This window comes from Dietzia maris, assembly GCF_014144855.1.
GTDB lineage: Bacteria > Actinomycetota > Actinomycetes > Mycobacteriales > Mycobacteriaceae > Dietzia > Dietzia kunjamensis.
Map to the genome: position 1 here is coordinate 1 of NZ_JAALDN010000170.1, position 13,600 is coordinate 13,600.

Below are 13,600 nucleotides of genomic sequence, written 5' to 3' on the forward strand. Positions count from 1 at the left end.
GCGGGCTACTGCTCGCGCTGGGATTCCTGTTCGCCGGGTACGACGTCGCGTTCGTGTGGGAAGAGCTCGCCACCGGGTTCTCACTCACCGACCTGCCCGGGGAGGTGTGGTACCTCGACGGCGAGATCGTGTCCGCCGGGACCGCCGGGGCCGAAGCCCTCACCCACTCCGGGCTGCGGCTCTACATGGGAGCCGTGCTGTTCGCGATCGGCCAGGCCGCGATGGGCTTCATGATCGCCGTGCTTTCGGGCTACATCGCCTACGGCCTGGCCGACCGTCCCGGCATCGCGCCGGGCTTCGTCGGCGGTGCGCTGTCGGCGACCCTCGGTGCCGGGTTCATCGGCGCGCTCGTCACCGGCATCCTCGCCGGCTACCTCGTGCGGTGGATGACCACCTGGAAGACCCCGCGGTGGCTCGCAGGCCTCATGCCGGTGGTGCTCATCCCGCTCATCGGTTCGCTGGCGATCGGCCTGCTGATGTTCCTGCTGCTCGGCCGTCCGCTAGCCTCGTTGACCTCCGCCATGGAGTCGTGGCTGGGTGGCATGACCGGCTCCTCGGTGATCCTGCTGGGCGTCATTCTGGGACTGATGATGTGCTTCGACCTGGGCGGGCCGATCAACAAGGCGGCGTACACGTTCGCCACGGCCGGGCTGGTCGCCGACAACCCCGCAACGCTGCGGATCATGGCCGCGGTGATGGCCGCCGGCATGGTTCCGCCACTGGCGATGGGCCTGGCGACCGTCGTGCGCAAGCGCCTGTTCAGCCCGGTGGAGCAGGAGAACGGCCGCGCCGCGTTCCTGCTGGGCGCCAGCTTCATCACCGAGGGGGCGATCCCCTTCGCCGCCGCCGACCCGCTCCGCGTCATCCCGTCGATGATGGCCGGTGGCGCCGTGACCGGTGCGCTCATCATGGCGTTCTCGGTCGAGTCGTACGCGCCCCACGGCGGGCTGTTCGTGGTGTTCGCCATCAACCCGGTCTGGGGCTACCTGCTGGCAATCCTCGCCGGCACCCTCGTCGCGTGCGCGGCCGTGGTGGTCGCCAAGACCACCCGCCGCGAGCCCACCCCGGCCCCGGCTGCCGCAGCACAGCCGGTCGCGGCCTGACACCCGAGCCTGCACGATGACGGGGGAACCCCCGGCCACCGGAATACACAGAGGAGACACCATGCCCAGCACCACCGTCACCGTCGGATCGGCCGAGGGCCTCCACGCCCGCCCCGCGGGGATCATCGCCGAGGCCGCCGAGAAGTACGAGACCGACATCGAGATCGCCTACGACGACGAGGAGGCCGACGCCGCGTCCGCGATGCTCATCATGGCGCTCGGCGCCGAGAAGGGCGCCACGGTGACCGTCAGCGGAGAGGATGCCGACGCGGTGGCCGAGATCGCCGCGCTCATCGAGCAGGATCTCGACGCGGAATGACCGTCCTGGTCGTGGGATCCGGCGGGAATCTCGGCTCGCGCCTGGTACCCGCCCTGCTCGACCGCGGTCACCGCGTTCGGGCCGGCGTCACGGACGCCGGTCGTGCCGCGACGCACCCCTGGTCCGATCGCGTCGAGACCGTGCGGTGCGACGTCCTCGACCCCCCGACTCTCGCGGCGGCCCTCGACGGGGTCGACGAGGTGGTCTACCTGGTCCACCGGATGGGTGCCGGCGCCGACTTCCGCCGCGAGGACGCCGAGGGCGCGGAGGCGATGCGCCGGGCGATGGCCGCCGCCGGCACGGAGCGGTGTGTCTACGTCTCCGGATTGGCCCCCTCGGGGGACGACCGCCTGCCGCTGTCCAGGCACATGGCGTCCCGGCTCGAGGTGGAGTCGCTGCTCTCAGCCGGGCCCACGCCCGTGTTCACGCTGCGGGCCGGGGTGATCCTGGGCGCGGGCTCAACGAGTTTCGAGGTCCTCCGCACGCTCTGCGAACTGCTCCCCGTCCAGCCGGTGCCCCGGTGGATGCGGCACCGGAGGGTCGAGCCCGTCGCCGAACGGGACGTCGTGGAGGCCCTGTGCCATGCCCTGGACGGTGAGCCCCGGACCGGCCACGCGGACCTCGGCTGCGGCGAGGCCCTGACCTATCCCGCACTGCTCGCGCGCTACTCCCGCATCGCCGGGTTGCCGACGGTGCGCCTCCCCGTGCCCGGGGTGCCGTGGGACCTCGTCGCCGCCGGACTGGCACCCCTGGTGGATCAGGACGGAGCGACGGTCAGTGCGCTGATCGAGAGCCTGCAACACGACATGGTGGTCGGCGATCCCGCCGCGGGGCTGCTCCCCGGGGACTGGGAGATGACGGGGATCGACGAGGCGATCCGGGTCGCGCTCGATGACGCGGCCGGCTAGGGACGCGGCCGGCCAGGTGTGATGTCCGGGGCGGGCACCGTCGATGCGGCATCCACCACGCCGCTTAGGTAACCTCGATCACAACTGACACTCGTCAACCCGCGAGAGTCTCGAGATCGAGGCCCGAGACGACCGCCCGAGGAAACAAAGAGGTCGCGCATCATGACGTCGCGTATCGCCACCCCGCCGGTCGCCCCGGGCCGTGAAGCCCTGTTCCGCCCCCTCGAGGTGAGGTCCCTGCATCTGGCCAATCGCCTCGTCATGTCCCCCATGACCCGCATGGGGTGCCCGGACGGTCTGCCGGACGAGGTCAACCGCGACTACTACGCCGACCGCGCAGCGGGCGGAACGGGCCTCATCGTCACCGAGGGGATCGGTGTGGACCATCCGACCTCGGTCGACCACTCCGCGATCCCCCGCCTCGACGGTCCGGAGTCGGTGGCCGCGTGGCGCGTGGTCACCGACGCCGTCCACGCCGCCGACGGCCGGATCATCGCCCAGTTGTGGCACGTCGGCCCACTGTGGGGGGCCAACGCCCGCTTCGACCGGGCCCACCGCGACCGGCTGATGGAGATGCACCCCATGCGCCCGTCCGGCCGGTGGGGCACCCCGGGCGTCACCACGTATTCCGAGCGCAGCGTCGCCCGGTGGTCGCCCGAGGTACCGCCGATGACCGACGGCGACATCTCCGAGGTCATCGACGCGTTCGCCCGCTCGGCGCGCCTGGCGATGGAGGCCGGTTTCGACGGCGTGACGCTACACGGCGGCCACGGGTACCTGCTCGACGCCTTCGTGTGGGCCGACACCAACCGTCGCACCGACGACTGGGGCGGAGACCTTGCCGCGCGCAGCCGCTTCCCCGCCGCGGTGGTCGCGGCTGTCCGTGGGGCGATCGGCCCCGACGCGCCGCTGTTCTACCGCTTCTCCCAGCACACCCAGCAGGACTACACCGTCCGCAAGGCGACCACCCCCGACGAGCTGGCTGTCTACCTGGGCGCGCTCGCCGACGCGGGCGTCGACCTGCTCGACGCCTCGACCAGGCGGTTCAACGACCCGGCCTTCCCGGACCTGGGGGGCGACGACGGCGAGGTGTCCCTGGCCGGATGGGCCCGCAGGCTCACCGGACTGCCGACCGGCGCGGTGGGCGGGGTGGGGATCGGGACGTCCCTGCGCGAGCAGAAGTCGGGCAAGCCGGCCATCGCCGCCGACAACATCGATGCGGTCGTGGAGTGCATGGAGCGCGGCGAGTTCGATCTCATCTCCGTGGGCCGGCTCCACCTGGCGGACCCGTCGATCGCGCAGGTCCTGCGCGAGGCCGGGCCGCTGCCGGAGTTCGTGCGCGAGGTCCACGAGATGCCGCTGCGCTCCCCCGCCTGACCCGCCGCGCCGCGGTCGGCCGCGTGAGCTGCCGCTACCCGACCAACTCTGGCGGGCCCGCCGAACCGGGACTAGCCTTCGGCCATGACCGTCACCGATGAACTGCTCGAGGCCGCCAAGGCCTACCAGGCCGACTTCGACAAGGGCGACCTGCCCATGCCTCCCGGCCGGAAGATCGCCCTGGTGGCCTGCATGGACGCCCGCCTCAACCCGTACGGCCTGCTGGGCCTGACCGAGGGCGACGCCCACGTCATCCGCAACGCCGGCGGCGTGGTCACCGACGACGTCCTGCGCTCACTGACGATCAGTCAGCGCCTGCTCGGCACCGAGGAGATCGTCCTGATCCACCACACGGATTGCGGGATGCTCACCTTCCGCGACGACGACTTCAAGGACCAGATCCAGTCCGACACCGGCGTGCGGCCACGCTGGGCGCCGGAGTCGTTCCCGGAGCCGGAGGCCGACGTGCGCCAGTCGATCGCCCGGGTCGAGTCCGATCCGTTCCTGCTGCACAGCACCGCGGTGCGCGGCTTCGTCTACGACGTCGGCACCGGCGAGTTGCGCGAGGTCGCCCGCGGATAGCCCTAGCGCCAGATTCGGCTGATCGCGTCGCGTAGCGGGCGCACCCGGTGGCCCGCCAACCGCCGGGCGGAAGGCAGAAGTCGGCTCTTCTCCTTGGGAACCGCACGGAGAACGAGCTCGTCGGGCAGCCGGGAGGCCTCGGCCCTCGGAACGGCCGTCCCACGTTCGATCCGGTGCGGCCCGTCGACATCGGGTCTGACGTCGAAGTCGAAAATCGCGGTCGGGATGTACAGGGTCGCGCACGCGTTGGGGATGTCCACCACGCTCGACAGGTGCCCCTCCACCGGGGCGGCGCCGATGAGCAGGTAGGCCTGCTCCCGGGTGTAGCCGAAGGCGGTGAGGTAGTCGATCGCGTTCAGGCACGCCCGCTGATAGGCCAGGTACGGGTCGAGGAAGCGCTGCTTGCCCTTCTCCGTCACCGAGATGCCGCTGAAGGAGATCCAGTCGTCGTAGCGCGGGCCGCCGTCGCCGGGGACGAACACCGGGTTCTCGTGGACGCGGTAGGTGGCCATGCCGCCGGGGATCACGTCGACGTGCAGGTCGATGTAGCCGCCCATCTCGATCGCACCGCAGAAGGTGATCTCACCGTCGCCCTGCGAGAAGTGCAGGTCACCGACCGAGAGGTTGGCGCCGTCGACGAACACCGGGTAGTAGATTCGGCTGCCGGTGGTGAGGTTCTTGATGTCCTGGTTGCCGCCGTTCTCCCGGGGCGGGGCGGTCTGGGCGGCCTCCGCGGCGACGCGCGGGGCGTCGTCCTCCGCGAGGTGACCGAGCAGGGCCCCGTCGGGCAGTGGCGGAAGCGCGAGCGGCGGGACGCGGAGCGGCTTGGTCGCGACCAACGCTGCTTCTCGCGTGTTCCACTTCGCCAGCAGGTCGGCCGACGGTGCGGTGCCCATCAGGCCGGGGTGCGGAGCGCCCGTGAAGCCCACGCCGGGGATGTGGCGCGAGGTGGCGCGTCCGCCTGCGAACTCCCAGATGGCTTTGTAGGCGTCGGGGAAGTGGTGGCCCAGGAATCCGCCGCCGTTGCGTGGGGAGAAGATCCCCGTGTACCCCCAGCCCTGGCCGGCGAGGGGGCCGAGCTCGTCGGTGGAGGTGGGCCCGATGTCGACGATGTCGACGACGAGGAGGTCGCCCGGTTTCGCGCCGTCGACGGCGAACGGGCCGCTCAGCTTGTGCCCGGCGTGAAACGGCGCCCGGAGGATGTCCTCCGCCGAGTCGTCGTTACGGATCGCGCCGTCGAACCATTCCCGACAGTGCACGCGGAAGGTCTGACCGGGTCGGACCGTGGCCACGGGCGGGATCTCGGGATGCCATCGACTGTGCCCGATGAGCTCCTGGTCGTCGAACGGGCGGTTCGGGTCGAGTGGGAAGATCACGTCGGGCACCGTTACCCCCTGCGTCGCGTCGATGTGCGTCCACTTCAACCGTGACTGATCTGACAACCGACGACAACCGGACGCCGTGCACCCCGCCATCATTTACGAGCGGAGAGCGGGTCCGAGCAGATGAGGGAGGCCAGACGTCTGATTCCGACGGAACTCCTCGTCGTCGTCGCCCTTTCGCCTCTCGCGTGCTGCAGGAACGATCGCGCGGGGGTCGAGCGCGGACCGGATCGCTGTTAGCCTCGGCAGCGTCGTGACGGGCATGGCCCGGATCGACTCATGACCCCGACGAAAGGACACCCCTGACATGGGTTCAGACGCCCTCGGTTCTCTCGGTTCTCTCGCGGCGGGCTCCCTCGCCGCCCCACTCCTCGGTTCGCTCGGACTGGGATCCCTGCTCCAGGGATCCGGCAGTGACCTCGGCAGCGCGACCGACTCGCTTACCGGGCTGCTCCCCACCGACCTCCTCGGCGGCTTCTCCTGAGCCGTCCGGAAACAGAGAAGACCCCGGGACCACATCGGTCCCGGGGTCTTCTGTCGTGGGCGGGTCGGCCCGCGGAGTCAGTTCGTTCGACTACCGGGTTCGTCCGAATACATAGACGTCTTGCTGGTCTCCGGAGCGAGTACCAGCGAGATGATGGTGAGTACGCTCAGACCGACCAGGTAGTAGCCGACGTAGGCGACCGAGTAGTTCTGCACCAGCCACACCGCGACGAACGGGGTCAGCGCCGCGCCCAGGATCGCGGAGAAGTTGTACGCCACCCCCGAGCCCGTGTAGCGGGTGTGGGTGGGGAACAACTCGGGCAGCACTGCGGACATCGGCCCGAACGTCAGCCCCATGAGCGTCATGCCCACGCACAGGAAGAGCAGCATCCGCACCACGTCGAGGTCCTCGCCGGTACCCATCGCGTCCGGGTTGAGCCACCAGCCGAAGCTCAGGCCGAACAGGATGATGGCGGCGGTGACGCCGATCAGCATCCGACGGCGCCCCAGCTTGTCGGCCAGGAGGCCGGCCACCGGCACGAACGCGGCGAACAGGACGATCGCGATCACCTGGATGATCAGGAACGACCGGTACCCGTAACCGAGCCCGCCGGCGTCCGCGCCACCGATCGCGAACGACAGGACCCACGTGGTCATCAGGTAGAACAGGCCGTACGTGGCCAGCATGATGAACGTACCGAGGATGATCTCCCACCAGTTCCTGCGGAAGACCTCCGAGACCGGGGTCTTGACCCGCTCGTTGTTGGCGATCGCCCGGGCGAATACCGGCGTCTCCTCGATGCGGAGCCGCACGTAGAGACCCACGGCGACCATCACGATCGACAACAGGAACGGCAGGCGCCACCCCCACACCAGGAACGGGTCGCCCAGTTCCGCCGCGGTCGAGTCGTACGAGAACCAGATCGTGAGCAGCAGGAAGATGCCGTTGGCCAGGATGAAACCGAACGGCGCGCCGAGCTGCGGCCACATCGCGGCGAACGCGCGCTTCCCCGGTTGCGCCGTCTCGGAGGCCAGGAGCGCCGCACCCGACCACTCACCGCCGAGGCCGATGCCCTGGAAGAAGCGCAGGATCGTCAGCATCGCCGGCGCCCACAGGCCGATCTGGTGGATCGTCGGCAACAGACCGATGAGGAACGTCGCGATACCCATGGTCAGCAGCGCGCCGACCAGGGTGACCTTCCGGCCGAGACGGTCCCCGTAGTGGCCGAAGACGATGGACCCGAGCGGCCGCGCGATGAACGCCGTACCGAACGTGGCCATCGAGGCCAGCAGTGCGGTGCCCGAGTCACCGCCCGCGAAGAACAGCAGCGGGAAGACCGACACCGCGGCCGTCGCGAAGATGTAGAAGTCGTAGAACTCGATCGTGGTCCCGATGAGCGAGGCGAGGATGATCCGGCGCCGGGGCACCGGCTCGGCCGAGATCGTCTCGGGGACCGCGGTACCGGTCCCGTGCGGCCCGGTGGACCCGTCCGGCGTTGCCATGTTCCTCCTAGGACGTCTGAACGGCGAGGGCAATCTGCTGTCGACCATCGACCGTCGACCGCGACAAGGTTAGGCGGCCAGGTGATGTGGGTCACCCTGATCGATGGTGGCTGCGCACGTGGCACAGATCAGCCCGTCGATTTTCGCGATCGTCGCGCACGGTGTCCAATCCCGCCGCCATCACCGGGGCGCGCGGGGGTGGTGCGGGTGATGCGGCGCAGGCGTCGGGCAGGTGATGCCGCGTGCCGGCTCAGCGAATCCGATAGTGCGAGTAGGCGGTCTCGTTGGCGAAGACGCGGTGGGCGGCGAGCTCCAGGTCCAGCGTCGTGTCCGGGGGCAACGCGCGCAGTCCGCCGCCCACGACCCTGGGGACGACGAACAACCGGAGGTCCGCGACCATCCCGGCGCGAATCGCCGCGCCGGCCGTGGTGGGCCCGAAGATCTCGACCTCGCCCGGGGCCTCATCGACGATGCGGCGCAGAGTGTCCAGGTCGAGGCGCGGGACCAGGCGATCACGATCGGACACGAGGTCGTCGGCGGTCAGTGTCGAGGAGACCAGGGTGCGCGGTATCGCCTTCCACCGCTCCGCGAACTCGTGCTCGTCCGGGCTCCACGAATCGTCCTCGGGCGGGGACTGCCAGTACTCCATCAGCTCGTACGTTCGCCGACCGAGCACCTCGTGGACGACCGGCCCCAGGCGTTCCACGTGGAACCGGAACACCTCGCCGCTCGGGGCCGACCAGTTGAAGTCGCCACTCGCGTCCGCGGCGTACCCGTCGACGGAGACGGTCACGGTGTAGGTCAGCGTGCCCATGGCGGTCCTCCAGCCCATTCACGTGATACGGGCAGTCGTGATGTGGGCAGTGTAGTGCCGTGTGCAGGTCCCAGCCTGAGCGTTTGCCGCGATTCGGCGGCCGGGTCCCGCACCGGCACCGCGTCAGTCGGGCACCGCGCGGTCGGCGTCCCGGCGATCCCGCTCCTGCGCCTCGGCGATGGCCTGACGCGCGTAGACCCACCGGGCGGTGGAGTTCAGGTGCGACCGGTGGTCACCGATGTGCAGTCCCCAGGACAGCAGGGTGATGACGCGGTTCCTGAAGCCGATGAGGAAGGCCAGGTGCACCACCAGCCACAGGACCCAGGCGAGGAAGCCGTGGAGTTCGAGCGGCCCGATCTTGGCCACCGCGCTGTAGCGCGACACCGTCGCCATCGACCCCTTGTCGAAGTACTTGAACGGCGGGCGCTCGGACGGTGACCGTCCCCCCTCGACCTCGCGGACGAGTTGCTTGGCCACGTACTTGCCGCCCTGGATTGCGACGGGGGACACGCCCGGCAGGTTGTCGAGGCTGATCATGTCGCCGATCACGAAGATCTCCGGGTGTCCGGGCAACGAGAGATCGGAGTTCACCAGGACGCGGCCCGCCCGGTCCACCTCGGCACTGGTCTGGTCTGCGAGCATCTGGCCCAGTGGGCTGGCCTGGACGCCGGCCGACCAGATCTTGCAGGTCGTGTCGATCCTGCGGAGCGATCCGTCCGGGTCCTTGACCTCGATCCCGTTGTAGTCCACATCGGTCACCATGGCGTTGAGCTGGATCTCCACACCCAACTGCTCCAACCGCCTGCGGGCGGCGTTGCCGAGACTGGCGCCGAAGGGCGGCAGCACGGCGGGGGCGGCGTCGATCAGGATGATGCGGGCCCGACCCGGGTCGATCCGGCGGAAACTGTTCTTCAACGTGCGCTGCGCCAGCTCCGCGATCTGTCCGGCCATCTCCACGCCCGTGGGGCCGGCACCCACCACCACGAAGGTGAGGAGGCGGCGACGTTCTGCCTCGTCCTCGGTCACCTCGGCCTGCTCGAAGCAGCCCATGATCCTGCTCCGCAGCTCCAGGGCGTCGTCGATGGACTTCATTCCGGGAGCCCAGCGCTCGAAGTGATCGTTCCCGAAGTAGGACTGGTTGGCGCCGGCGGCGACGATGAGGCTGTCATACTCGAGCTCGAAGTCCACGTGCCCGGCGGTCGCATGGACGGTCCGTGCGCCCACGTCGATCCGGTCCACCTCGCCGAGGGCGACGGTGGCGTTCTGCTGGTCGCGGAGTACCAACCGGGTGGATGGTGCGATCTCCCCGACGGACAGGATCCCGGTTGCCACCTGGTACAGCAGGGGCTGGAAGAGATGGTGGCCGGTCCTGGCGACCAGGGTGACGTCCACGTCCGCCTTGTCGAGGGCGCGGGCGGCGGCGAGTCCTCCGAAACCCGACCCGATGATGACGACGCGGTGGCGTCGACCCGCCGGGGCATGAGCATCCGTCACCGGATGAGAGTTCATGGTCATGGCGCCTCCTCGACCCACTACTGTCCGGGTTCCGAGCCCCGCGGGGCCCACTCCCGCCGATCCTAGACCGCCCGAACGGACCGGGGTCGCAAGCAGCCAAACCGTGCTGAGCCGGACTCAGACCCATTCCGCGAGCGTCGGCGCGTACCGGCGGAGCACGCGGGTCACCAGCAGCAGGACCACCACGACGATCCCGACCCACAGCACGGTCAGACACCAACCCGCGAGGACGTCGCTGGGGAAATGGACCCCCAGATAGACGCGGGACGCGCCGACCGCGAGGACGTAGAGCACCGCCGCCACGAGTGCGGCCCACCGGTACCGGGTGCTCCAGGTCAGGACGACGAGCGGAGCCGCGAGCGACATCGACCCCATCGCGTGCCCACTGGGGAAGGAGAAGGTGTTCTCCGCCGACAGGTGCTCCCAGAAATCCGGGCGTGATCGCTCGAAGACGGACTTGAGGGCGACGTTGAGCCTGGACGACCCGTACACGGCGGCCAGCACGAGGAATGCGCCCCCGACTCTGCGCACGACACACAGCAGCAGCGCGATCACGACGGATGCCACGAGCACGAACTGACCACCGAGATAGCTCGCGGTCTCCGCGGCGGCCGTGAGCCATGGCGTCGTCGCCCCGTGCACCCACATCATCACCGGTCGGTCGAGCGAGACGTTCCCGTCGTCGGAGACAGCGAAGGCCAGGCCGGCGAAGACCGCCAGGAGCACCAGGAGGACCCCGGCAGCCGTCGCCGGCGCACGCCACCCGGACGCCTCCGGGGCGGGCCGGGCGTCGCCGTCGTCGGTCTTCATCGCCCCAGCGTAGGGACACGCACGAGGAAAATCAGGAAAAACTACCGACGCCCTGTGGCGGGTTCCCGGGAACCGGCTCGGTGGCGGCTCAGGCGAGCTCGTCGATCAACCGGGCGATGATGTCGTTCATCGCCAGCAGCCCGACGAGGTCGTTGCCGCGGATCACGACCAGCCGGTTCAGGTGGTAGCGATCCATGAGGGTGGCGGCCTGGTTCACCGACAGGTCCTCGCCCACCGTGACGGCCGGTTTCACCGCGGCGTCATAGACGTTGAGCAGGTCGACGTCACCCTCCTCGGCCACGACGACACGCAGCAGTTCGTTGTAGCTCAGCAGACCGAACGCGTCGTGGGGATGCTGCCGCTCCACCACGAGACTTTTGACCCGGTTGGCGCGCATTTCGGACAGCGCCTCGCGGAGGGTGGCGTAGGGGGAGATGGTGACCACCTCGGGCACCATCACTTGTCGGACGGTCAGCATGGGGTCCTCCTGAGGGTTCCGTGTCGGAATGGGGCGGGGGCGGGCGGTTCAGGTGTCCTCCCGGCGCATGAAGTCCTCGAACTTCACCAGCTGCCGGGCGTCGATTCCGGTGAGATGCTCGACGGGCACGTTGAAGGCGATGCCCCGGGAGTTGTCCCCGTCGACCAGGATCTCGTGCAGGGCCTTGAGGATCGGGGTCGCCAGGTGCGTCCCCACGACCATCAGCAGGACGGACTGGGAGCCCTCGAAGGTCAGGCCGAAGAAGGTCTTCTTCTCCTCCCCTCCGATCCCCTTGCCCTCCATGATCGTCACCCCGGTGGCGCCGGCTCGCTGGGCGATCTCGATTGCGGTGTCCTCCAGATCAGGAGGAGCGATGACGACGACGGCCGTGAATTTCATGACGGTTCCTTCCGCAGGCGGGGGATTCTTTCCAGGACGATCGCGTACAGCAGAACGGAGATGATGGGGAAGATCGAGGCGAACGCGATCAGCCCGAACCCGTCCAGTAGTGCACTTCGGCCCTCGATCGCGCTGGCCAACCCGATTCCCAGCGCGGTGACCAGTGGCACCGTGACCTCCGAGGTGGTGACTCCGCCGAGGTCGAAGGCCAGGGCGACGATGTATTTCGGAGCCAGGGCCACCAGAGCGATCACGACCGCGTAGGAGACCATGATGTAGTAGTGCAACGGCCCGCCGGCGAGGATGCGGTACACCCCCAGGGCGATGCCGACCGCGACCCCCGAGGCGACGACCAGTCGGATGGCGGTGGCGTTGATCCCGGCCGGTGACACGTGCGCGGCCTGTCCGGCGATGGCCAGCAGCGCCGGCTCGGCCATGGTGGTGGCGAAGCCGATGAGCAGCGCGAAGAGAAGGATCAGAGCCGGCGCGTCAAGCTCGATGAGCTGCTCCGCCATCTGTGTGCCCAGCGGGAAGAGCCCCATTTTCAGGCCCACCACGAAGGCGTAGAGCCCCACGAGGACCATGACGAACCCCACTGCCACCCGAACCGGGTGGGACAGCCGGCGCCTCAGTGCGACGTACTGGAAGAACAGGACGACGATCACCATGGGAGCCACGTCGCGGACCATCTCGGCCAGGCCCACCACGTGCTCCAGCCACCAGGGGACACCGCCGGAGTGCTGCGCTCCAGGGAGCGGCTCGCCGCCGTCGCCACCGAACGTGTACACCCATATCCCGTAGAGCTGCACACCGATCATCGGCACCATCACGCACAACGCCACCAGACCGAAGCCGTCCGTCAGCGCGCTGCGTCCCCGGATCGAGTTCGCCAGCCCGATCCCGATCGCGGCGATCAGCGGCACCGTCACGACGTTGGTGGTCACGCCCCCGGAGTCGTAGGCCAGGCCCACGATCTCCGGCGGGGCCACGAACGTGGCCGCGAGGACCAGCGCATAGCCGCCGATCAGTATCCGGTGAACCGGCCAGCCCCGCAGCACGCGCAGAATTCCCAGGACCAGCACGAGGCCGACGGACACGGCGATGACCACCCGGAGCACGATCCCGTTGATCCGCCCCTCGCTGATCAGTTCCGCCTGCTCCGCCACGGCGATCAGGGCCGGTTCGGCCACGACCGCGGCGAATCCGATGAAGAAACCGAAGGTCAGCAGCAGTCCCAGGGCCCCGCGGCGCGTGAACTGGTTGGCGAGATTCTTACCCACCGGGAACACGCTGAGGTCCAGCCCCTGGAGGAACAGGGCGATGCCCACCCCCACGATCACCAGGCCGGCCACCAGCTGCAGAGGATCCTCCGGCATCCGGCGGAAGACCAGCAGCTGAAAGGCCACCACCACCGCCACGATGGGCAACAGATTCCTCAGCGCCTTGCGGAACTCCAGGGCGAAGTGGCTGAGATGCTCCATCGCGGCTGGGGTCCTCTTCCGGTGTCGGTGTCGACAGGCGGGCTGGATCCCAGTCTCCCGCAGGGCGTCGCGGGCGTGGGCGAAACCGCCGTGCCCGCCGACCGCGGGGGTGCGTCCTTCCGGGCGATCAGTGCGTGACGGCGCCGTCGACCAGGTGGACCTGCGCGTCGCACCGGGCCGCCATCGTGGCGTCGTGTGTGACGAGCATGAGCGCCACGTCGAGCTCACGCGCCGTACCGAGCAGGAGGTCCATGACGACCCCACCGGACGCGGAGTCCAGCGCACTCGTCGGTTCGTCGGCGAGCAGGAGCGACGGCCCGCTCATCAGGACGCGCGCCACGGCCACTCGCTGCCGCTGCCCGCCGGACAGCGCCCCGACCGACCGGTCCGCGGCGTCACCCAGTCCCACCACGCCGAGCAGTTCGTCCGCGCGCTCGCGGGCGTGG

The 13,600-nt window shown here is 69.4% G+C and carries 15 protein-coding genes; 6 read left to right on the top strand and 9 right to left on the bottom strand.

The window, feature by feature from the left end:
- The 5 genes from G6024_RS06265 to G6024_RS06285 all read left to right on the top strand — a co-directional run.
- A partial coding sequence (locus tag G6024_RS06265; protein ID WP_182640325.1) for a PTS fructose transporter subunit IIC occupies window positions 1-1,103 on the top strand: 1,103 nt, incomplete at its 5' end.
- Window positions 1,104-1,164: 61 nt separating this feature from the next.
- Window positions 1,165-1,422 carry an HPr family phosphocarrier protein gene (locus tag G6024_RS06270; protein ID WP_096906493.1) on the top strand — a complete coding sequence of 86 codons (258 nt, stop codon included), beginning with the start codon at window positions 1,165-1,167 and terminating at the stop codon, window positions 1,420-1,422.
- The gene (locus G6024_RS06275) at window positions 1,419-2,330 is read left to right on the top strand and encodes an NAD(P)H-binding protein (protein WP_159148302.1); all 912 of its coding nucleotides are present in this window, start codon (window positions 1,419-1,421) and stop codon (window positions 2,328-2,330) included. Before G6024_RS06270 ends, G6024_RS06275 begins: the two co-directional genes overlap by 4 nt.
- A 162-nt stretch (window positions 2,331-2,492) precedes the next feature.
- Window positions 2,493-3,707, top strand: coding sequence for an oxidoreductase (locus G6024_RS06280; RefSeq protein WP_159148303.1), 1,215 nt, complete (start codon window positions 2,493-2,495; stop codon window positions 3,705-3,707).
- An 84-nt stretch (window positions 3,708-3,791) separates the two neighbouring features.
- A complete protein-coding gene (locus tag G6024_RS06285; protein WP_159148304.1) occupies window positions 3,792-4,289 on the top strand; it encodes a beta-class carbonic anhydrase in 498 nt (165 codons plus the stop codon).
- Window positions 4,290-4,291: 2 nt separating this feature from the next.
- Here G6024_RS06285 and fmdA read toward each other — a convergent pair whose 3' ends face one another.
- A complete protein-coding gene (gene fmdA / locus G6024_RS06290; RefSeq protein ID WP_159148305.1) occupies window positions 4,292-5,674 on the bottom strand; it encodes a formamidase in 1,383 nt (460 codons plus the stop codon).
- A gap of 304 nt (window positions 5,675-5,978) precedes the next feature.
- On the opposite strand from fmdA, the gene G6024_RS06295 reads away from it, so the two are divergent.
- On the top strand, window positions 5,979-6,155 hold the full coding sequence (locus tag G6024_RS06295; protein ID WP_182640326.1) for a hypothetical protein: 177 nt from the start codon (window positions 5,979-5,981) through the stop codon (window positions 6,153-6,155).
- 77 nt (window positions 6,156-6,232) lie between these two features.
- On the opposite strand, the gene G6024_RS06300 is transcribed toward G6024_RS06295, so the two are convergent.
- The 8 genes from G6024_RS06300 to G6024_RS06335 all read right to left on the bottom strand — a co-directional run.
- Window positions 6,233-7,657 (bottom strand): MFS transporter, encoded by a 1,425-nt coding sequence (locus G6024_RS06300; protein WP_159148306.1) that lies wholly within the window; start codon window positions 7,655-7,657, stop codon window positions 6,233-6,235.
- Between the two features lie 250 nt (window positions 7,658-7,907).
- The gene (locus G6024_RS06305) at window positions 7,908-8,471 is read right to left on the bottom strand and encodes a dihydrofolate reductase family protein (RefSeq protein WP_159148307.1); all 564 of its coding nucleotides are present in this window, start codon (window positions 8,469-8,471) and stop codon (window positions 7,908-7,910) included.
- A gap of 123 nt (window positions 8,472-8,594) precedes the next feature.
- On the bottom strand, window positions 8,595-9,986 hold the full coding sequence (locus tag G6024_RS06310; protein WP_159148308.1) for an NAD(P)/FAD-dependent oxidoreductase: 1,392 nt from the start codon (window positions 9,984-9,986) through the stop codon (window positions 8,595-8,597).
- Window positions 9,987-10,103: 117 nt separating this feature from the next.
- Window positions 10,104-10,796: a phosphatase PAP2 family protein gene (locus tag G6024_RS06315; protein ID WP_159148309.1), complete on the bottom strand. Its 693-nt coding sequence runs from the start codon at window positions 10,794-10,796 to the stop codon at window positions 10,104-10,106.
- An 88-nt stretch (window positions 10,797-10,884) separates the two neighbouring features.
- On the bottom strand, window positions 10,885-11,274 hold the full coding sequence (locus G6024_RS06320) for a CBS domain-containing protein (protein WP_159148310.1): 390 nt from the start codon (window positions 11,272-11,274) through the stop codon (window positions 10,885-10,887).
- A 48-nt stretch (window positions 11,275-11,322) separates the two neighbouring features.
- Window positions 11,323-11,673: a P-II family nitrogen regulator gene (locus tag G6024_RS06325; protein WP_159148311.1), complete on the bottom strand. Its 351-nt coding sequence runs from the start codon at window positions 11,671-11,673 to the stop codon at window positions 11,323-11,325.
- Entirely contained in the window at window positions 11,670-13,154 is a 1,485-nt protein-coding gene (locus G6024_RS06330) for a DUF1538 domain-containing protein (protein ID WP_159148312.1), read from the bottom strand. Before G6024_RS06330 ends, G6024_RS06325 begins: the two co-directional genes overlap by 4 nt.
- 127 nt (window positions 13,155-13,281) lie before the next feature.
- A partial coding sequence (locus G6024_RS06335) for an ATP-binding cassette domain-containing protein (protein WP_159148313.1) occupies window positions 13,282-13,600 on the bottom strand: 319 nt, incomplete at its 5' end.